30 protein-coding genes and 1 tRNA gene are annotated in these 19282 nt (G+C 49.2%); 16 read left to right on the top strand and 15 right to left on the bottom strand.

Annotated elements, in window-relative coordinates; genetic code table 11:
* Positions 1 to 29: 29 nt before the first annotated feature.
* A complete protein-coding gene (locus E2F51_RS23250) occupies positions 30 to 281 on the bottom strand; it encodes a hypothetical protein (RefSeq protein WP_134824711.1) in 252 nt (83 codons plus the stop codon).
* A 222-nt stretch (positions 282 to 503) separates the two neighbouring features.
* Positions 504 to 749: a hypothetical protein gene (locus tag E2F51_RS23245; RefSeq protein ID WP_134824710.1), complete on the bottom strand. Its 246-nt coding sequence runs from the start codon at positions 747 to 749 to the stop codon at positions 504 to 506.
* Positions 750 to 1148: 399 nt separating this feature from the next.
* Between E2F51_RS23245 and E2F51_RS23240 the strand changes: the two genes are divergently transcribed.
* Together E2F51_RS23240 and E2F51_RS23235 are read left to right on the top strand one after the other, a co-directional pair.
* Positions 1149 to 1391: a DNA polymerase V gene (locus E2F51_RS23240; RefSeq protein WP_209215464.1), complete on the top strand. Its 243-nt coding sequence runs from the start codon at positions 1149 to 1151 to the stop codon at positions 1389 to 1391.
* Between the two features lies 1 nt (position 1392).
* Positions 1393 to 1713 (top strand): hypothetical protein, encoded by a 321-nt coding sequence (locus tag E2F51_RS23235; protein WP_134824709.1) that lies wholly within the window; start codon positions 1393 to 1395, stop codon positions 1711 to 1713.
* Between the two features lie 995 nt (positions 1714 to 2708).
* Here E2F51_RS23235 and E2F51_RS23230 read toward each other — a convergent pair.
* Positions 2709 to 3881: a tyrosine-type recombinase/integrase gene (locus tag E2F51_RS23230; protein ID WP_134824708.1), complete on the bottom strand. Its 1173-nt coding sequence runs from the start codon at positions 3879 to 3881 to the stop codon at positions 2709 to 2711.
* Positions 3882 to 4044: 163 nt separating this feature from the next.
* Positions 4045 to 4119: transfer RNA gene (locus E2F51_RS23225), tRNA-Arg, on the bottom strand.
* 194 nt (positions 4120 to 4313) lie between these two features.
* Between E2F51_RS23225 and E2F51_RS23220 the strand changes: the two genes are divergently transcribed.
* Positions 4314 to 5483: a site-specific integrase gene (locus E2F51_RS23220; protein WP_134824707.1), complete on the top strand. Its 1170-nt coding sequence runs from the start codon at positions 4314 to 4316 to the stop codon at positions 5481 to 5483.
* On the opposite strand, the gene E2F51_RS23215 is transcribed toward E2F51_RS23220, so the two are convergent.
* Positions 5467 to 5649, bottom strand: a complete 183-nt coding sequence (locus E2F51_RS23215) for an AlpA family transcriptional regulator (protein ID WP_134824706.1) — start codon at positions 5647 to 5649, stop codon at positions 5467 to 5469. The genes E2F51_RS23220 and E2F51_RS23215 overlap by 17 nt on opposite strands.
* A gap of 49 nt (positions 5650 to 5698) precedes the next feature.
* Positions 5699 to 6049, bottom strand: coding sequence for a hypothetical protein (locus E2F51_RS23210; RefSeq protein ID WP_134824705.1), 351 nt, complete (start codon positions 6047 to 6049; stop codon positions 5699 to 5701).
* 46 nt (positions 6050 to 6095) lie between these two features.
* Here E2F51_RS23210 and E2F51_RS23205 point away from each other — a divergent pair, with 46 nt between their 5' ends.
* Positions 6096 to 6779, top strand: coding sequence for an SOS response-associated peptidase family protein (locus tag E2F51_RS23205; RefSeq protein ID WP_134824704.1), 684 nt, complete (start codon positions 6096 to 6098; stop codon positions 6777 to 6779).
* An 11-nt stretch (positions 6780 to 6790) separates the two neighbouring features.
* Here E2F51_RS23205 and E2F51_RS23200 read toward each other — a convergent pair whose 3' ends face one another.
* The 6 genes from E2F51_RS23200 to E2F51_RS23175 all read right to left on the bottom strand — a co-directional run bounded on the left by E2F51_RS23200 (position 6791) and on the right by E2F51_RS23175 (position 10065).
* Positions 6791 to 7435, bottom strand: coding sequence for a hypothetical protein (locus E2F51_RS23200; RefSeq protein WP_134824703.1), 645 nt, complete (start codon positions 7433 to 7435; stop codon positions 6791 to 6793).
* Positions 7432 to 7770: a hypothetical protein gene (locus E2F51_RS23195; RefSeq protein ID WP_134824702.1), complete on the bottom strand. Its 339-nt coding sequence runs from the start codon at positions 7768 to 7770 to the stop codon at positions 7432 to 7434. The genes E2F51_RS23200 and E2F51_RS23195 overlap by 4 nt, the downstream gene beginning before the upstream one ends.
* The gene (locus E2F51_RS23190) at positions 7770 to 8078 is read right to left on the bottom strand and encodes a hypothetical protein (RefSeq protein ID WP_134824701.1); all 309 of its coding nucleotides are present in this window, start codon (positions 8076 to 8078) and stop codon (positions 7770 to 7772) included. Before E2F51_RS23190 ends, E2F51_RS23195 begins: the two co-directional genes overlap by 1 nt.
* Positions 8079 to 8326: 248 nt before the next feature.
* Positions 8327 to 8509, bottom strand: a complete 183-nt coding sequence (locus E2F51_RS23185; RefSeq protein ID WP_134824700.1) for a DUF1317 family protein — start codon at positions 8507 to 8509, stop codon at positions 8327 to 8329.
* Entirely contained in the window at positions 8470 to 8919 is a 450-nt protein-coding gene (locus E2F51_RS23180; RefSeq protein ID WP_134824699.1) for a hypothetical protein, read from the bottom strand. The genes E2F51_RS23185 and E2F51_RS23180 overlap by 40 nt, the downstream gene beginning before the upstream one ends.
* A 486-nt stretch (positions 8920 to 9405) precedes the next feature.
* Positions 9406 to 10065, bottom strand: a complete 660-nt coding sequence (locus E2F51_RS23175; RefSeq protein WP_209215587.1) for a LexA family transcriptional regulator — start codon at positions 10063 to 10065, stop codon at positions 9406 to 9408.
* A 92-nt stretch (positions 10066 to 10157) separates the two neighbouring features.
* Here E2F51_RS23175 and E2F51_RS23170 point away from each other — a divergent pair, with 92 nt between their 5' ends.
* From E2F51_RS23170 to E2F51_RS23115, 12 genes are all read left to right on the top strand, one after another.
* Positions 10158 to 10361, top strand: coding sequence for a Cro/CI family transcriptional regulator (locus tag E2F51_RS23170; protein WP_134824698.1), 204 nt, complete (start codon positions 10158 to 10160; stop codon positions 10359 to 10361).
* Positions 10362 to 10383: 22 nt separating this feature from the next.
* Positions 10384 to 10908, top strand: coding sequence for a YmfL family putative regulatory protein (locus E2F51_RS23165; RefSeq protein ID WP_134824697.1), 525 nt, complete (start codon positions 10384 to 10386; stop codon positions 10906 to 10908).
* 26 nt (positions 10909 to 10934) lie between these two features.
* The gene (locus tag E2F51_RS23160) at positions 10935 to 11144 is read left to right on the top strand and encodes a hypothetical protein (RefSeq protein ID WP_134824696.1); all 210 of its coding nucleotides are present in this window, start codon (positions 10935 to 10937) and stop codon (positions 11142 to 11144) included.
* A complete protein-coding gene (locus tag E2F51_RS23155; protein WP_134824695.1) occupies positions 11137 to 11313 on the top strand; it encodes a DUF4222 domain-containing protein in 177 nt (58 codons plus the stop codon). Before E2F51_RS23160 ends, E2F51_RS23155 begins: the two co-directional genes overlap by 8 nt.
* Positions 11310 to 12344: a conserved phage C-terminal domain-containing protein gene (locus E2F51_RS23150; protein WP_134824694.1), complete on the top strand. Its 1035-nt coding sequence runs from the start codon at positions 11310 to 11312 to the stop codon at positions 12342 to 12344. Before E2F51_RS23155 ends, E2F51_RS23150 begins: the two co-directional genes overlap by 4 nt.
* Positions 12341 to 12784 carry a PerC family transcriptional regulator gene (locus E2F51_RS23145; RefSeq protein ID WP_134824693.1) on the top strand — a complete coding sequence of 148 codons (444 nt, stop codon included), beginning with the start codon at positions 12341 to 12343 and terminating at the stop codon, positions 12782 to 12784. The genes E2F51_RS23150 and E2F51_RS23145 overlap by 4 nt, the downstream gene beginning before the upstream one ends.
* A gap of 118 nt (positions 12785 to 12902) precedes the next feature.
* Positions 12903 to 14204: a chromosome partitioning protein ParB gene (locus E2F51_RS23140; RefSeq protein WP_134824692.1), complete on the top strand. Its 1302-nt coding sequence runs from the start codon at positions 12903 to 12905 to the stop codon at positions 14202 to 14204.
* A complete protein-coding gene (locus E2F51_RS23135; RefSeq protein WP_134824691.1) occupies positions 14201 to 14827 on the top strand; it encodes an MT-A70 family methyltransferase in 627 nt (208 codons plus the stop codon). Before E2F51_RS23140 ends, E2F51_RS23135 begins: the two co-directional genes overlap by 4 nt.
* Entirely contained in the window at positions 14824 to 15207 is a 384-nt protein-coding gene (locus E2F51_RS23130; RefSeq protein WP_134824690.1) for a RusA family crossover junction endodeoxyribonuclease, read from the top strand. The genes E2F51_RS23135 and E2F51_RS23130 overlap by 4 nt, the downstream gene beginning before the upstream one ends.
* An 80-nt stretch (positions 15208 to 15287) precedes the next feature.
* Positions 15288 to 16091 carry a KilA-N domain-containing protein gene (locus tag E2F51_RS23125; protein WP_134824689.1) on the top strand — a complete coding sequence of 268 codons (804 nt, stop codon included), beginning with the start codon at positions 15288 to 15290 and terminating at the stop codon, positions 16089 to 16091.
* 9 nt (positions 16092 to 16100) lie between these two features.
* Positions 16101 to 17105 carry a DUF968 domain-containing protein gene (locus tag E2F51_RS23120; RefSeq protein ID WP_134824688.1) on the top strand — a complete coding sequence of 335 codons (1005 nt, stop codon included), beginning with the start codon at positions 16101 to 16103 and terminating at the stop codon, positions 17103 to 17105.
* Between the two features lie 11 nt (positions 17106 to 17116).
* Positions 17117 to 17485: an antiterminator Q family protein gene (locus E2F51_RS23115; protein ID WP_134824687.1), complete on the top strand. Its 369-nt coding sequence runs from the start codon at positions 17117 to 17119 to the stop codon at positions 17483 to 17485.
* Here E2F51_RS23115 and E2F51_RS23110 read toward each other — a convergent pair.
* The 3 genes from E2F51_RS23110 to E2F51_RS23100 are packed head-to-tail and all read right to left on the bottom strand — an operon-like array spanning position 17482 to position 19037.
* A complete protein-coding gene (locus E2F51_RS23110; RefSeq protein WP_134824686.1) occupies positions 17482 to 17895 on the bottom strand; it encodes a hypothetical protein in 414 nt (137 codons plus the stop codon). The genes E2F51_RS23115 and E2F51_RS23110 overlap by 4 nt on opposite strands.
* A complete protein-coding gene (locus tag E2F51_RS23105; RefSeq protein ID WP_134824685.1) occupies positions 17892 to 18143 on the bottom strand; it encodes a hypothetical protein in 252 nt (83 codons plus the stop codon). Before E2F51_RS23105 ends, E2F51_RS23110 begins: the two co-directional genes overlap by 4 nt.
* A complete protein-coding gene (locus tag E2F51_RS23100; RefSeq protein ID WP_245174157.1) occupies positions 18144 to 19037 on the bottom strand; it encodes a hypothetical protein in 894 nt (297 codons plus the stop codon).
* Between the last annotated feature and the right edge of the window lie 245 nt (positions 19038 to 19282).

Below are 19282 nucleotides of genomic sequence, written 5' to 3'. Positions count from 1 at the left end.
AATAATATTGTGATATTCATTCAGCTTAGTCACCAAGTCATTACGTCGACTTTCACTAACTCTTCTCTCGATCTAAGGATTTCTTTTGATAGCGCCGAAACAGAAGAGGCAATGAACTGCTCCTGAGTAAGGTCGCCACTTTCATAGCTCTTCACAAGAGCTTTGAGAGCGGGTGAATCTTTCGAGACAAGTTTAATGTTTTCAGTTACAGACTCATACGTCTGCCCATCAGCAATATCTTTTTCACTGACTGAAAGTAACTTCTTCAGGCGGTTAAGCATGTCTTTACCCTCCAAATATTTTTGACAATGTATCACATGAGTTCAGATCGCAGAACAGCGTTTAATGATGCGCTACGCTATCCATAAAAAAGCCCCGGAGACGGGGCAGCTACAGACCGCGCCGATCTCAGCAGGCTGCGGGGGTGGTAAGCTTAGGTAAGCAGTTGAGCGGGAGCCAAACGATGGGATAAAAAACCCGGCGCGATGGCCGGGTTGAGGTACTTAATACTTATAAACCAACTGGTATGCTGCAAAGGCGTCTTTGTGGCGAACGTTTCCAGCCTGGCTTTCAGGGAGCTCGGCCAAAATACTATCATCATTGGAAGACGGGATGCCTTTTGCCTTATTGAGCATTGCGAGTTCAAAAGCGCATCCTGCGCATTTATGGCGACCTGTTTGCCCCTGGCTCTCTGGCAACACTGCATACATCGGGTTATAGCGGTGATTCTTATTGCATATAGTCTTCATAAAGCACCTTTAAAAATAAGGTGCCGAACGCTTTACAGGGGATCACGCTTGAGATAATCTCTTTTGCGAGATCTCAAGAAAACATTCAAGCACTGACTGTTTTTATTGGCCCTTAGTTGTTGACGCAGCTAGGGGCCTTCCCTTATGTGCAGATCACTATTTAACCGCACAATATCGGGATAATATCCAGGCAGCACAAAAACCTCAATAAAAAGATCAGCTTAACTGCTGTATTTTTTCTCATCTGTGCATTAAGCCTGTTTTACCTCATCCCAAGTCCACCGAAAACTAAATTTCGTTGCCCACCAATAGCTTTACAATTCCCTCAGGGCCCCGCCTTGATCAAAAGTGCCGATCAATATTACTGTATATGCATACAGTATTTGGTTGGGGGCCATCATGGCACGCAGAGACGACATTGCAACAGCATTCAGAGCAAGCATCAAAATAGCGCCGAACGGCAAGCGCACGGTTACCACGGTCGACTTCGTTGAGCATCTGACGAAGGTGAACCACGATTTTACCCTGGCTGAGGCAAACCTTTGGATTGAGCACTATCAGGGTTGCTTCCGCGACATCTCGACAGAAGAGGGTGAGCGCCGGATGTTCCACCTGTTCAATCCAAACAACGGGGGCCACTGATATGGGATTTCCCTCACCGGCTCAGGACTATGTTGAATCGCGGATCGACCTGAACGAGATATGCCAGGTGCGGCCCAGCGTGAGCCTTTTTGAAATTGACGGCGTTATTCATCTGCTGGATTCGGGCGCTAGTCCTGTCTCAGGGGATATGCTCTGTTTCGAGCTGTACGGCGAGAGGGCGGTAGGTAAGCTGATGGGGCAGTCAATCATCACCCGTGACGGTGAAGCACTTGAGGCGGCTGCTATGGAAGATATCGTGGTGCTGGGTAAGTTGACCTTCATGGTGTCCAATTACCACGATGACAGCCGGCCGATAATATAACTGCTAAGAAATTACAAAAAAAAGCCCACTTTGGCGGCGGGCTAAATCCTTGTAGTACACAGGTTGGTATATCTAATGAGGTTAACGATGGATATCGTTACTCTAACCATAGTAGGGCCACGCTAAACTGCAAATTATAGGCAAAAAAATCCCGGCTATCATGGCCGGGAGATTAAGTGCATCAAAAAAATCCTGGGTTCCGTTAGTGCCCTCACTACAGCCCGACAGAGGACGCTGTAATGAACTACCGGTAGAGAAGTTATCGGTTCTGCGCGCCAAAGCTTGAGCAATATTTTCGAGTTATTGATGGCAGAAAAAATCGGCCGTGGAGCCGGGAAAAAGGACAATATTACTCTTGAACCACACATACGTATTCCGCATGTCCAGAATATTTAACCTACTACGTGGACCCAGTCGTGGCTCCAAGCATGTAATTAGGGTTCGAAAGTTTAGAGGTTTCTGAGTGAAGGGTATTGGTCATTTGACGCATAAAAAGAGCCCGCTTTGGCGACGGGCTGAATATTGGTTGTGCACAGGAATGTCTTATGAGTATAGCGATGGATATCGCAATACAATCATAGTAGTACCAATCTAAATTGCAATAAATGCAAAAAAAATCCCGCCAGATTGGGCGGGAAAATCGGTGTTGGGATACTTCTTTGATATAGGGTGCTCTTCGGCCCCACAAACATTATAGCCGAATTTCAGACAAAAAAATCCCGGCACTAGGGCCGGAAAATGATCGAAGCTCTTGAACCACACATGCATAATCATCCACATGTGTAGAACATTTAGCCTACTACTCTCAGTTGATGCTGGCTCCAGGCATATTCTTAGGGAGTCAAAGTTCGGATTTTTCTGGTGTAGCTATGTTTTTGGACTTGATTATTGACTGGATCTGGAGGGCATAGAGGGAAAGTACTGGACGAGCTAAATGTGATCGGCAAGGTAACCTTTTGCGCCCGACGCGTTTACGAGGAACGCCGGCCGACAATTTAGTTAACCTTTCCATCTACCCAGTCAGCCCACCACTGCATCATCTCCCGGCGTTTTTCCAGGTATTGAGCGTGGTTATAAACGCCACGCATATTGTTCTTATCAACGTGCGCGAGTTGTCTCTCAATGGCATCATGGGGCCAGTTCTTCTCATTCAGAACCGTGCTGAACTGGTGCCTGAATCCGTGGCCGCAGGTCTGACCTTCATAGCCAATCCTGCGAATCACGCCGAGAATGGTGTTTTCGCTGATGGATATTTTCTTATTAACTCTTCCAGGGAACACGCGGTCATACTGACCTGAAATCCTCTGCATATCTTGAAGTAATGAAACAACCTGATCTGACATCGGAACAACATGCACGCGCCTTCCCTTCATTACTGAAGGGTCAATGTGTATCAGCCTGTTTTCGTAATCGATGTCTGCCCATGACAGTGAGCGCAGTTCGACAGTTCTCATTGCCGTATACTGCAGCACCTGTGTGGCAACTTTGGAAATGATGCTTCCACTATAAGAAAGAAGAGCGTCATTGAAGGCATGGATTCGGTCCATTGTCAGAAAAGGGTAATTCTCCTTTCTGTAACCTTTTTGCGCGCCAACTAGATCAGGAGCCGGATTGTATTTCGCCCGACCGGTGATGATCGCATAACGGAAAACCTCTCCACAACGCCGCCTGGCTTTATCGGCGCGCTCCATAGCACCCCTGTCTTCATACAGGCGGATCACCTTGAGCAGAATCATGGGCTCAATCTCTTCCATCCTCAGATGGCCGATAAGCGGAAGGATGTCATCATCAAACATGCTTCGCATCTCTGAAGAATAACCCTCAGACCAAACCTTTGATTTATGAAAATGCCATTCGTTAAAAATATCCTGGAAGGAATCTGCAACCAGCTCCTTCTCTTTCTTTTTTATTGCCTGCTTCAGGCCTGCGGGGTCCAACCCGGAAAGAAGCTTCATTTTAGCTTCCGACTGCCGCGACCTTGCCTCAGTGAGACTCACCTCAGGGTAGGGGCCGATCACTAGCGTCTTTTCCTTCCCTTCGAAACGATATCGAAGGCGCCAGACCTTCTTGCCTGATGGCGGAACGAACAGAAACAGACCTCCAGCATCCGCGAGGCGGAACGCTTTTTCCTTTGGTTTGGCTGCTTCAATCTGCTTGACCGTCAACATGTGGGCATAATTCCGGGGTGATTTTTCAGTATGCCCACAATATGCCCGCAAAAAAGCGGTGCAGTCAAATCATGTGGGGTAATTTCGGGTAACAATGAATTGAGGGAGAAGGCTTATAGCAAGGGGGTTTGGTAATGCTGGGTGATGGCGGGTAATGACAATGTGGTGTCCCCTGCAGGAATCGAACCTGCAACTAGCCCTTAGGAGGGGCTCGTTATATCCATTTAACTAAGGAGACGTAGAGCGACGGCGTTTTAAATCGTTCGTCTATGTTTCTATCTTACCGTGTTTTAACAAGTTTTTTCAAGCTTTGCGTTTCCTATCGTTTCCCTCTGGTCTTGATGTTCCTTCCTTGATATCGCTTCGTTCACTTGCCATTGCGTACACATTGAGTACAGAATAGATTTAAGCAATGTGTACAGGATACTAAAAGTGGCTCTCAGTGATACGAAACTTCGCAGCATCAACGGTAAACCCTACTCAGGCCCCGCTGAAGTCACTGATGGTGACGGCTTAAGCGTTCGCATCACGCCTTCAGGAACCGTAACATTCCAGCATCGTTACAGATGGAATGGAACTCCTACGCGAGTCACTGTAGGACGCTATCCTTCCACTTCCCTGAAGGATGCCCGCATTGCCGTGGGCGAGATGCGCGCATTGTACACTAAGGGCATTAACCCAAAAACCTATTTTGCCAGCAGCTCTGGAGAGTTAACTCTTCTTGAGTGCCTTAACGCGTGGTGGGATAAGTATGTGACCGGCCTTAAAGAGAACACTCGTATTCTCTACAAATCGGTCGTGTACAACACCATGTACACAGAATTTCGGGATGTTCCCGTATCCAGCATTCCCGTTTCGCTTTGGGTGCAGTTCTTCGATAAGCAGGAAAAGAATAATAAAAAAAAGGCCAGAGTGTTGCTGCTCCAGCTGCGTTCAGTGATGAACTGGTGTATCAGCCGGCAACTGATCACATCCTGTGAAGTTTTGAAGTTAAGCGTGAAAAATATCGGAAAAAAGCCTGATGTAGGTGTTCGGGTTTTAACTTACACAGAGCTGGCAAAGGTATGGTTAGCTTTGGAAAATAACAAGGTATTTTCCTCCAACAAGTTACTTCATCAAATGTTGTTACTTTGGGGAGCCAGGCTCTCCGAACTGCGGCTATCGACGTATGCAGAGTTCAATATGGATGACTTAATCTGGACCACTCCAACAGCACACTCAAAAATGGGCAATGTTATTCGTCGTCCGATATTTGAACAAATACAGCCTTACGTCGAGCGCCTGATCTCTATGGGGAATCCAGTGATGTTCCCCGGCCAAGATTTGGATAAGGCAATAGACCGATCGTCATCTAATTTGTACATGAAAAATCTCAGGAAAAAGATTGATATACCTGAATGGCGCACGCATGATTTCCGGCGCTCATTAGTAACAAATTTATCTGGAGAGGGAGTAATGCCCCATGTCACCGAAAAGATGCTGGGGCATGAACTTGGTGGTGTGATGGCTGTTTATAACAAGCATGATTGGCTGGAAGAGCAACGTAAAGCCTATGAGCTTTACGCTGATAAAGTCTTCTGGCACGTTAAACAGCTCGGTTAACCCCGCCATCTTCAATCCATTTAAAAACCGCCTTGCGACTGTATCTCGCCGGGTGGGTCAAAACAGGCAATGGGAAGCCATGTTTCTTACGTAAACGCCATAATGCCGTGCGTGCCTTACCGATCTCAGCCATCACTTCCTGCTCAGTCATATAGTCAGTGCTCATATTAATCTCCGCTTTCCCGCTGCATCGGGCTTAATGGTGCTGTGACATGTCACAGCTTGATTTTGATGTCATGCCAGCCAAAAGTTTGCCAGCATGTTGAATCGCCTATCTTGTAGAAATAACATCCATCTGGATCACCCGGCAGCGCATCCCCGCACTTACCGCACCGCTTCTGCTTTAGCTCAGCCAGAATCCTCTCAAGCTCTGCATTGTCTTTGCGAATGAGCAGGGTGATATACTCATTCATATCGTAAGGCTCCCTGAAAGGGCGACGTGTCGCGCAGTTCTGCCGGAGCATCTCCAACTCTTGCTGATCCAGAGTCAGCTCCAGCTTCCCTAATCCTTCCTCTGCCTGGCGTTGTCGCTGAGCTGCTTTACGTTCTGCAGCCGACTTACTCATATGCGACTCCCTTTGAGCTGCTAAGCTCAAATGAGGGGGTACGACTATGTGCGGACGCTTCACTCAGTACAGAACACGTGAAGAATATCTGAAGGAGTTTGCCGACGAGGTAGAGCGGCAGATTGCCCATGACCATGAGCCGATCGGCAGGTATAACGTCGCTCCAGGCACACGTGTTTTGCTTCTCAACCAGCGCGATGACAAGTTGCATCTCGATCCCGTTCACTGGGGCTACGGGCCCGAATGGTGGGATAAAGCCCCACTGATTAACGCCAGAGTCGAAACGGCAGCAACAGGCAGGATGTTCAAGCCGTTGTGGAACCACGGACGCGCGATAGTCATGGCCGATGGCTGGTACGAATGGAAGCGTGACGGCAGCAAGAAACAGCCATACTTTATCTACCATGAATCCGGTGAACCCATTTTCTTCGCCGCCATCGGTAAAGCGCCATACGACAAGGAGAACGATAACGAAGGCTTTGTCATTGTCACAGCCGAAAGCGATAAAGGGCTGGTGGACATTCACGACCGCAGGCCGCTGGTTATTGAGCCTAAATCCATCATGGAATGGCTCGACCCTGAAACCAGCAGCGAACGGGCCAGTGAGATAGCCAAAGATGAGTCCGTGCCGGCTGATGAGTTCACTTGGCATCCTGTGGCTAAAACGGTCGGTAACGTTAAGAACCAGACCGCTGACCTGATTGAAGAGATTGATGATCCGGTTCTTTAATGGAAAAGACATCACTCACCTCCTACATGCTGGAATTCAATAACCCACACCCACGGGTTAGCCTGCCAACTGGCTTCGCCGTAGATTTTGCTCCAGATGATTGAGAACTGAAGCTGGGCGTCATTTATTGCTGCTTGCGGAGCATCGGCCCACCATTGTGGCCCCCACATCGCCTCCCCAAGGGTTTTGATGCCTTCAGCCGTAACGTCTTCCGCACTGATATCCTTCAATCGCTCCAAACGAACTCCGGTAATCTCCAGCGCTACGCGGGAGGCCCAGCGCGGCATATGTATAGATGGGGTCCACTTGTCGATCACGGCTGGTTTATTGCATTTCTCAATTGGCACCCGGTGTGTCTGCTGCGTCCAGCTCTGCTGCTCACTTGCCTTATAAACCAGTGTGGCCACGTCAGTAGCCCGGCTATGTACGCGGAACGTCTCACGCACCCAAAGGCGATCACCAACTTCACCGAACGGGCATAATGTCGAGGCAAGCCGACAGCCAACGTAGCTCACAGCACCACCTTTACCACGCACAACCGGATTTTCCATGCCACGCTCATGATCGAGTTTGATGATCCGGCGCGTCTGCGTCTTTCTGCCGTCGAGAACTGCACGAACCATGTCGGCGTTGAAAATGATTGGTCGCTCTTTCATGATGGCTCTCCTGCGCGGAGTTGCTGACCTAAAGCATAACGAGCGTCAACAGGGTCTTCACCTTCTTCGGTATCTAGATAATCACCGTTAACGCTATCAACCATTGCCTTACAGCAGATGTTGCAGCAACGATAAGTCATCAGCTCTCCGTCGAACTTACACACCGTGCTGCGGTGAACCTCTTCCGGTTGGATATCGCCATAGCAAACGAAACAGGTATATTTTTTACGACCGGTGACTATTTTATTTGATAACTCCACATCGTCCTGATCACCGAAGTCACCCTGAAACAGGTCAAAATCTAAAGCACAGTCGATTTCATCTTTGCTATACATCACTCACCATCCTTAGCTGCACGGAGCCATATACAAACAGCACCATCATCCGAGTCATGAATAGAACCAACGAACCATCCATCACCTGCAGGCGATTCTGGATTCCAGTTAGAAAGGTCTGCGCCATCAATATCAGGATCGGACATTTCCTCATCCCGATATTCGACTGACCATTCCAATCCCTGAGATTCCATCCAGCTTTTGAATTCGTCATTTGGTATGTATTCACGGCCATCACAAAAAGCCAGGTAATCTGGATGCGTCCAGTAACCGTAATCATCACGCTGAACTTCAATTGGCTGAATCATTCGATAGCTCCCGTGCATTTTTTGCCAGAACTGAACAGCCAAGGCTGCTCACTCAAAGGTTTAGTTTTATCGTATGGGCGCTGGATCATTTGGCACCGCCAGATTTCATGAAGGTTGCATGAGCTAACAGGCTGAGCGTGCCGTAGTAATCACCCATATTGAATTTGATGAGGTGCATATACCCGCGATTGTGAAGCTTCACAGGTATGCAGCAGCCCATTTGAAGACGCCTGACATGGCGTGGTGCTTTAGTGGACATAAATTTGGCTCCCATACTGAGCATGAAGATGCTGGTTCAGCTTTTCAGCGAGGTTCTGAGCTTTGATGGGGTTTGAGATAAGCCCATAATCGGCACACAACCAGCCGGCTTGCTGGTGGCAGTAGCTGAAAGTTATGAATCCAACTGTGATGGCATCGGTTGGCGTCTGCATGGGAACCCCTCCATGCCCGGAGTGGGGCCGTTCAGCACTCGGTTGATCACTTCACTGGCAAAAGATTTTTCGCCAGGCAGATCGAGCGCAATCGAAAGGGTGGTCTGGACCATCTTTAAGTGGGCGTTCTGCTCGATGTAGGTTGCCAGCAAGTCAAACTTCACATACTGCCCATTAGGGCATGACCGCATATAGGCCATCTCGTGGTTCATCTGCATCATGTAATCAGGCTGGAAGCGCTCTACCTGTGAATCTGGGGAGGCTTTAACGAGTGCCTGACGAATATCGAGGCGAACGGCCAGAGCACGCAGCAGGCAGGAGATATCCGTGAAGGATTTATCCAGCTCTTTTGCTTTACCGAAAGCTTCGGAAACCAGCTCTGACGTTGTTAATTCTGCTACTTCTGCCATGTGTGTACCTATCAAATTCAGGCTGCACGAATCCCTTGCCAGATTGGCAATAATTCAGAAGGCCTTGGTGTATTTAATTGGCTGGTGGAGCACTGCATTAATCCACAGCCTGTCTCCGCTGAGTGAGGTGGGGTCAGGAGTTGAACCTGCATCAGGTGGATCGACCTGACTATCACCGGATATCCCACATCGGCAAGGCCGTTCGCTTAGCGTCTCAAAGCGTTCAACAAAGACCCGCCTTGCAAATGCCCTTGCCTGATGTGAAAAAAGTGCGGGTAAACCGGGTTATAAATTCCCTGGTTAGGAGGTAACCGGATACCCGCCAAGACTACACACAGCATTAGAACCTCTGGAGATGGCTTGGTAACACCTGTTAGCCATCTGGTAGAGCTAAAGGTAATTAAAGTTACAGTTGTTGTCAATGGGTTTGGTAACAAGAGTTACATATGGAGGCGAAAATAAACCCGTGGGTACGGGTTTGGAGGGTTAAAGTTCTTGGACTACCTGAACGACTTTGCCAAGAATGCGACAGGTATTGTCACACTGGATCGGGTTAAAAATTGGATTAAGGGGCATCAGATATCGGTAAGGGCCATCAACCACCATTTTTTTCACGGTGGCATCAGAACTGCCATCAATAACGGCCACAACAATTTTACCGTTCAGATCATCAAACGAACCATAGTTCGGCTCCACTATGACAGTAGAACCTTCTGGGATGCTTGGATACCCATTTGGATTAGTCATAGATTCGCCTCTGACGTCCAGGGCAAATGCATCTTCAGAAACCTTCACAGTAGTAGAGCACCATCTAATTACATCACTCAGCCGAGCTGCTGCATACGAATCAGTCCAGCCACCTGCCTGAACGGAAGATATGACAGGCACCGATATCATCGGCGGAGAGATTGGTTTTAGCCTTGTATCATCCTTGACGTGATCACCCGTTCCATAGAGCAACCATTCTGGAGAGCAGGTAAGAGTTTTCGCCAGCTGATGAAGGTTTTCACCTGCCGGTCTAACCGTTCCGTTCTCCCATTTGGTTACAGATACCCGGCTAACTCCAAGTAGCTTAGCCAACTGTTGCTGTGTGTAGTCCAGTTGGGTACGTCTCTGTCTAATTCGATCATTCATCTCGGTTTTCATGTAACCAATGTTACGCGAATCCGATGTAAAAGATGTTTGCGTAATTTGGTAACTTTTGTTACCTTCATCTAATTCCAAAAGAGGAGACATAAATGTACAAAAACCTTGTCATTCAGCATTTCGGTGGCGTTGTGAAAACCGCCGATGCTTTAGGTATTAAACACCCGGCAATTTCTCGCTGGGGCAGTGTAATCCCTGAAAAACAGGCGATGCGTCTCGAACGTATTACTAAAGGAGCTTTGCGTTATGAGCCAACGCTCTATGAGACAAACCATAACCGATCGGCGAAAGCCTGATAACTACCAAAGGTAAAGGCAAATGGTGGAATTACAGCAGATTGTGATTCAGGCATGTAAGCAGTACGAAGGCACGAATAGAGAGATTGCTGAATTCATGGGATTGAAATATGGCGAGTTTAACAACCGCCTGCACATGAAAAACGGCACACGATTCTTCGATATGGACCAGCTGGCATTCCTGCAACACGTGGTAGGTCATCCGTTCCTGGCAGACTACTTTGCTGCTCAGTTTGGGATGCTGGTGGTTGATAACCCGAATCCGGAGCTGGTGGATAACGTGGACCTGTTTACTTTGCAGATGCGCGCAGACGCTGCCAGAGGTTTAGCAGCACAGGGCAAGCTGGATGCTGAAGAGGATGGGGTGGTTGAGTATCACGAACTGAAGTCAGTAACACAGAGCGTTATGAAGTCCATTCGCTACACCATGCAGGGTGTACTGACCTGGGCAGCGTTGCACGGTATGCAGGCCGATGCAGCAGATTTGATGGTGGGCAGAAAAGTTGATGCCCAGGAGATTGCAGCTCCCGGGCATCGTCGCACTTAAGTCACTTTTAGCGGAGACACAAGCACATGAACAGTTTACTTAAAAAAGCTGGCATACCGCAAATGCGTTGTAAGCCATTGCCGGGTGGTAAATCACCGGTGCCGTATTGCTATGAGTCCAGATTAACTGGCGAAGCGGTGAACAGCAACTACCAGGCTGAAGAGTCACGGGTAGAAATCATGAAGGTCTGGCAGCAGGTCAACGAACTGGCATCAGAGGGAGGGCTGCGTGGATGAAGACAGCCAAAACCTCAAAAGGAAATACCGGGATCATCGCGGCGTTCTGGTCACTGTCATCCGCTGGGACCGTATCAACCAGCAAGTCATCTACCTACGTGAAGGGTATCCGTATGAGTGCATGCAGCCTCTGGAACTCTTCATCAAGAAATTCACGAGGGTTATATGAGCGTTAAGTTATCCGCATACGTTTGGGACGGCTGCGCTTTGTCTGGCATGAAGTTGTCGGAGGTGGTGATCATGGCTCGACTGGCTGACTGGTGTAATGACGAAGGAGTGTGCTGGCCAAGCGTGGCAACTATTGCGCGTCAGATTGGAGCTGGTGAAAGCACGGTTCGTAATGCGATCGGCAAGCTGGTGAAGGATGGATGGTTAAGCCGCCGTCAGCGCCGCCAGGGCAACCGGAACGCGTCGAATGTTTATCAGCTAAACGTGGCAAAGCTGCGTGCTGCCGCCTCTAAAGTTCACCCGCCAGAATCTGACACCTCAGAATCTGACGCGTCAAAATTTGAGGCATCAAAATCTGACCCGTCGAAATCCCAGCGTGAAAACGGTTTTGACCCTCTGAAATCTGGGGGCGATCCGTTAGTAAATTCAAAACAAGAACCATCAGATAAAAAGACTTCTTGTCAGCCTGCTGCGCAGACCGACCCTGAAGTGGTTTTGACTGACATGGCTAAGCAGGTATTAACCCACCTCAACCGGATTACCGGACAGCGATACCAGGTGAGCAAGTCTTCGATGGAGAACATCCGGGCCCGGCTGGGTGAAGGGTTTACCACTGACGAGCTGATCCTGACGACCGATTACCTGAACGCCAAGTGGGCCAATGACCTGAAGATGGCTGAATACCTTCGCCCCACGACGATGTTCCAGCCAACGAAGTTTCAGGGGTACCTCAGCGGCGCTAACGGCTGGCTCAAAGCAGGCCGACCAAAGTGCGTAAACGGGGAGTGGGTCAGGGAGAACGGCGAAACCATCGGCAACAAGCGTGAAGACCACACCGAACGTGACGCAGCCTACCGTCGCTTCATTGGCAGCGGAAAACCTCTTAGAAACCCAAGCCAGCTGGAAGAAATGGTTAAGGCTGAAGCCAGCAGGGCAAACGTTCGTTCGATGAATGCCAGTTTCGCAGTGAGCCGCTGGAACAGCATCTGGAAAGACTGCGCACAGCGCACATCGGGGAGTAACGCAGCATGAATATTCGTGAATTGGCTGTCGAGTTTGTCCGAAAAAACCCTGGCTGCACTTCAACGCAGATCGCCAACGGTGCAGGTATACCGCGCCGCCTGATCCAGCCGCTGATGACCGAGCTTTACACCCAAGAAGTTGTGACCCGATATGCGCGTAAGGCACATCCATTTTTCTACCGCTTACCGCTGGAATCCGATCGGGCATGCCTGGGACCTAAGTATGAAACGCACCGTGCGAAGGCTGTTGAACTGGAGAAGTGTGGTTTATGGCGACGTGCGGCCCGTGAATGGCTTCAGGCGATGGATTCAACCATCAACGAAGAGGCCCGAGACAAGGCTGCTACACGCCGGGAGTACTGCATAAGTCATGGCTGCGTTGGCATTCTGACTGATGTCTCCAGCGTTAATTCTGTGTCCGTTCCGGCCATTGATCTGTGGAGGGACTGATGAAAAGCAGACTACGGGCGCATCTCAACCGGCATGAAATTTTTTATCACAGTATTCGCATCGCAAGCGTATTGATTGCTCTGCTCTTTTTGGCTCTGGTTATGGAGATGGTAAGCAAATGACTTCACTTTCAGTAGTACACAAGAACCGCGACGATTCAGAAACCGATATCGTCCCACGCAAAACCTATTTCGCAGGGCTGAAAGAGTTTTACGTCGAGCCTGGCTACAACGTTCGTGAGATTGATCAGCAGCACGTTGAAGAATTCCGTGATGCGTTCATACAGGGCGAAGAAGTCCCGGCACTGATTGTACAGGTCACCGAGCAGGGCCTGAAAATCATTGATGGTCACCATCGCTACTACGGCGCGTTGATGGCGATTGAAGCTGGCCATGAAGTCGCCCGCCTGGAATGCAAAGACGCTAAGGGGTCAGAGGCTGATCGCATTGCGCTGATGGTCACCAGTTCTCAGGGGCGTGCGCTGTTGCCGCTGGAACGAGCCGCTGCTTACCAGCGTCTGATGAACCAGGGCTGGACTGAAGCGGAGATTGCTAAAAAAGTAAAACGTTCGGTAGCTGACGTTGAGCATCATCTTCAGTTACTGGATTGCGGTGACGAGCTGATCGGTATGGTACGTGCCGGAGAAGTGGCCGCAACCACAGCAGTGTCGATGTCCCGTGAATTCGGTACCAAAGCGGGCAGTGTTGCAACGCAGGAGTTGGCGAAGGCCAAAGCAGCCGGCAAGAAGAAACTGACCAAAGCCGCAGCCATGCCACAGTTCAGCGCCATCAAAGCACGCCGCCTTGTCGAACTGCTGGGGGATGCCGAGGTAGGGATGATGTCAGGCGGTTGCAAGTCGCTGGTGGTACGTGAAGAACTGATGGATGAAATCACCGCCATCCTGAAGGAGTACCGTAAAGGGGTTAAGGGTGATGCACCTGAAGCCGGTAATGATGACACCGTGACTGAAAACCCATTGCCGCTGACCAAAGCGGAAATCATCTCTCAGAGTGGTGTGGCCACCTGGGCATGTGCGGCTGCGGCGTTCGGCGATATTGATGCCTTCACCTTCAGCCAGTCGAAGTATGCGCACACATGGGCCGCTGACTCAGTTGAAAATCCAGAGGCGGTAGTCATTCCACAGGAGACGATCCGCAAGGCTGTCAGTTATATCAACAGCTATGGTGACACAAGCGAACTGCGCGAGTGGGTGAATAAGAACTATCAGGATGAGGCTGTTCAGGAAGAGATGTTCCTGCGCTTCAGCACCGTGTACCGGGAAAATCAGAGCGACGTTAAATCAGCTGCTGAATTCCTGAAGTTACTGAACTGCACCCTGAGCGCCAGCTGGACGAATATCCGCACCTTAAGGGCAGCGGTAAAGCAGGCGATTGGCGAACTGGCGGGGGCGGCTCAATGAAATACGGGCTTATCTACGCTGATCCACCCTGGCAGTATGGCAACACCGTTAGCCGCGGTGCCGCCGATGGCCATTACAACACCATGAACCTGACCGAACTGAAGAGGCTCCCCGTGTGGGAGCTTGCTGAAGATAACTCTGTTCTGGTGATGTGGTACACCGGGACACACGTTGAAGAGGCGCGTGAACTGGCAGAGGCGTGGGGGTTCGATGTACGGCAGATGTTCTGCTTCACATGGGTGAAGTTTAACCCCCTGGCTGAGCAGCGTTTCAATAAGGCGATCACCGAGCAGACTATCTTCGACTTCACCGAGCTGCTGGACATGCTTAATGCTGAGACCCGGATGAATCCCGGCAATTACACGCGGGGTAATCAGGAGTCTGCGCTGGTGGCAGTCCGGGGAACGGGGCTGGAGCGAAGCAGCCGATCGGTAAAGCAGGTGATCTACTCATGCCAGGGTGAGCACAGTACCAAACCGGCAGAGGCCAGATTCAGGCTTGAAGAGCTTTATGGCGATGTGCCACGCATTGAACTGTTCGCCCGCCGCCCGTCAGAGGGATGGGATATATGGGGCAATGAGTGTGAGAACAGCATCCAACTGGTACCGGGGAGGGTTGCTTGAAGTTAACCTTGCCATTTCCACCAAGCGTTAACGGGTATTGGCGTTCCACAGGGAAGGGAACGCTAATCAGCGCAAGAGGGCGCACGTACCGCGTCAATGCCATCGCCTCAGTCTGGGAGCAGCTTAAACGCCGCCCACAGCCAATCACCCATGAAATTGATATCCCCGTCATCCTGTACCCACCGACCCGCGCTAAGCGTGATTTAGACAACTTTCTGAAAGCCTTATTCGACAGCCTGACATATGCCGGAGTATGGGCTGATGACAGCCAGATAAAGCGGATGTTCGTGGAATGGGGTGATGTGACATGTCACGGTAAGGCGGAGGTGACGATCAATGAATTTCATCGTAAAAACAACGATGTCACGTTGTCCGAATAAGGCCAGGGATGTATATTTATACAGTCACTTCGTTACGTTTTGCATGCAGGCGAGCGTAACCACAATAAGCGGAGACAAGTATGAATCAGTTACTCGTAATTGATGGCGTTTCTGTACGCCAGGATAACTCAGGGCGGTATTGCCTGAATGATTTACATCGGGCTGCTGGTGGAGAGGATCGGCATAAACCGGCGAACTTCTTCCGTCAGGAGAACATCAAGACACTGTGTGCAGAAATCGACCGTTGCTCAGATTTGAGCATCGGGTCGGTTGAGTCGATTCGTGGCGGACCCAATCAGGGAACCTACGTCAGCAAAGAGCTGGTGTATGCATATGCCATGTGGAGCAGCGCGGTATTCAATCTGAAGGTCATCCGAACCTTCGACGCAGTGGTGACCGGGCAACAAATTAGCCAGCGTTCTGACCAGGTGCAGGCAGGTGTAATCCTCCTTGAGTCTGCATCACGTATGCTGAACTTCTCAAACTCTTCCAAGCTGGGCGCATATCAAAAGCTACAGGAGTTTGCTGGCCTGCCGAACATGATGCCCTCATACGCTATCGACGCCCCATCTGATTCGGTAGACGGTTCAAGCCGTCCCACAATGGCTCTGACGACGTTGCTACAGAAACATGGCATAACTTTGCCTACAGCAGATGCATTCCAACGTTTGAAAGAAATTGGAATCGTTGAACGCATGTCCCGGCCCAGCAATTCGCCACGGGCACGTGGGGGAATGAAGCTGTTCTGGTCCATTACGAGCAAAGGACTGGCGTTTGGGAAGAACATCACCAGCCCCAGTAGTCCCCGTGAGACACAGCCGCACTTCTACAACACGAAGGCACAAGAGCTGATCCGTTTAATGGTCAGCTCCAGCGCTGCATAAGGGGTATTGATGAGAGCGTTACTCAAGCCCTGCGTACAGTCCGATCTCGGTGTGGTTCTGTTAAAGCCTGGCCGTGACCTGATGCCTTTATTTCACCAACGCCGAATCCTTATCAGCAGCGAACCTGAGTATATGCATGGCCATGCGTCCGGGGCCGTTGCTGATGTAGGCCAGCCACTGTTGGACGATCCGGCCATATTGTCGTTCTTCACACATCAGAGGGTGATAAATGCCGCCGGCGGGATTGATGCGCTGGAGAATCATCTCAGGAAGGGTATCGGTTGCCAGTGGCACGGAGACTGGCACTCTACAGATCACACGACAATGAGAACGGATGAGGGCGCGGTCAGGTTGTGCTGGCACCACGATAACGAACTACGTGAAATGGCATCGCTTCCAAAGCTCCTGGCAATATCTCAGGTTAACTCTGCCAAGTGGATTATTCAGTCAGCGCTGGTGGCTTTTCATCTACCAGAGGGGCATCAGCTGACGCTTCCAGAACTCTGCTGGTGGGCCGCTACCAAAAACGTTATCGACCTGATGCCTGAACCGGCAGCGCGCCGGGTTCTGAAGATGGGAGCAGAAAAGATAGCTACGGGAGTAATGCGGGAGTCCGAGATTGTCCCTTCAAGAACGGCCACAAGCATTCTGGAAGAACAGGCCAAGCAGGTACTGGAGATGGCCATTGATCCGGAGACACCAGAAACATTCCTGTTGAGGCCCAAGCGTCGTCGCTGGACCAATGAAAAGTATACCCGGTGGGCAAAATCTCAGCCTTGCCTTTGTTGTGGCAAGCCTGCTGATGATCCTCATCACCTGATTGGTTACGGCCAGGGTGGAACGGGAACCAAAGCGCATGACTTATTCGTGATCCCGCTATGCAGAGCGCATCACGATGAACTTCATGCGGACATGCGGTCGTTTGAAGCGAAGTACGGCACTCAGCCAGAAATGCTTTTGCGAACGCTCGACAGAGCCCTGTCACTGGGCGTGATCGCCACGGGCAAAAAATAGCGGAGACAAAGATGCGTAACATGAAATATGTGCTTGAGTGCTGGGGTGGATGGGCGGCTTCTGAGGGGAGTGGAGTTGACTACTCACCGATTGCTGCTGGATTCAAAGGGCTATTGCCTGCGGAATCAAACCAACGACCATCTTGTTCAGATTTTGACGGGATAATCATCGATAGTTGTATAGCCAGACTTAAAAAATTCAAACCTGAAGAGTATGAATTAGTAGTTGCTCACTATCGTTATAACATTTCCCTGAGAACTATTGCTCGTCGCCGTCATTGTGCAGATGGGACAGTAAGAAAGGAGATGCAAACTGCAGAGGGATTTGTGTGTGGTGTTCTTTGTATGCTTAACATTACTTTAGAAATGGACAATTTCTAAGTTTGGCTGCTACCGTTAATTGAGGGGGCTATGTTGTATTTTCCTGAAGCATAGTCCTGTCTTAGCGTCGCTAATTGCATCTTTGTGGCCGAGTAAATTTTACGAGCCTGAATTTTTGTTTCATCATCTGCATAAGCATCATCGATGACCGATTTTTGTTCTTTCAAATCTCGTTTTAGGCCGGAACGCAAACTCACAAGTGCGTGAGGCTCCATAAATCGGCAATAAATGTATAAGCCAATAAAAGATATGAGTGAACTAACCACGGGGACACAAAGAGCGGCAACCTCTTGAAGACTACCATCAAGATAACGAGTTAAACCCATCATAAGCGAACCTAAACCCGCAGTGCTCAGAACGCCATTACGTATGTTTGACGTTGATGTATCAGATGCGCTGTTGTTGCTCATTTGTTGTTACCGCCATGATTTTCTAATTGTTTAACAATTGGAGAATCAAGTGACAAATTTACAGTTTTCTCACTGACTAGATGCCCTTCATGAAAATGGCGGATGATGAAAACTTGGTCTTTTTTAAATTTTCCAGCGATAAAGTAACCCAAAGCATAAAAAAACTTCCATGCGAAAGGGGACAGGATCGCTAATCCCGTCCACATGACGAAAGAATAAATTGTTTCAAGGGCTTCGGGTTCACTCACTCAGAGAATTTTCCTGTCTGCTGCTGCGCGATGTCGGATGACTCGTGAAATCACATACTCAGTACGCTGTGAACGAGCTGTGGTTTTAGTAATAATAGACAGAGAAACCTCATACATATCGCCTTTTGTAAAGCTCTTCTCGCTATCCTTAACGCGAGTCATGAAGCCCTCGTCTTCCATACGAACAGAAAGTTCTTTCCCATCGTATACCATCTTCCAACCACGATTTGAATCGAAATTAACTTGAGTGATAATCACATTAGTGGTTTTAGTTTGGGTCTTTTCGTCAGATAAAGATGCTCTTGGAAGAGGCGTAAAGTCTTGAACTGCTTCACCTTCCACACTGAAAACAGGCTTTTTTACCCCTTCTAATTCGATTTGGAACGATGGTGCGCGTTCATCATTCAAGGGCTGGGTAATAACTTCATTCATCGCCTTCCTGATTACAGGATCGGCAACAAGTCTAGCTACAGTTGTGTTTATCTCCAGTTCACCGTCTTCAAACTGAATAGTTGACTTCTCAGAGCCTGCAACAGTATTTATGTTTAATATTCGCTTATCTTTCAGCCTACTAGCTACACCAAACGCAGTCCCACCGACCACAGTTGCTGAAGCAACGCTTATACCGAGGTATTTCATGACTTCAAGAGCCCCAGCACTCTTGATCATAAGAGCAAATTCAATGACTAAGGAACCTGCTTTAGCCGGAGCCGTAACTTCAAGTTCTAAGGTGCTTTCTTTGTTGATGATGTCATCTGCTCTGTTGACCATTTTGGCGAATTCAACAATCGACATACCTAGGTCATAAGCGTTCATCTTATGGTTTGCGATGTCTGAACCTTCTGCAGCGCCATAATGAACTGAAAATCTTTTAAACTCTTGCTGATCAGCCAATTTAACATTCCTTCGAAAAATGTGATTGTTTATAGGAATAAAAAAAATCGATAAGTGAAGCTTCGGAAGGGTAAAAGTACGCCCAAAACTATTGCGAATTATTAATGAGATTGAAGAATACAAAAAAGGTTATGCGTACGCAAAGGTTACTTTAACGTGATAAGGGTGGTCACTTAGACACAACGCTTAACCTCAAAAAGGTTCTTTAGAGGAACCAGCGGGCCACTGATAGGCCACAGATTCCA

Origin of the sequence: Erwinia sp. QL-Z3 (genome assembly GCF_004551645.1) — a bacterium.
Taxonomy (GTDB): domain Bacteria; phylum Pseudomonadota; class Gammaproteobacteria; order Enterobacterales; family Enterobacteriaceae; genus Erwinia; species Erwinia billingiae.
This window is presented reverse-complemented; position numbering and strand designations above follow the sequence as displayed.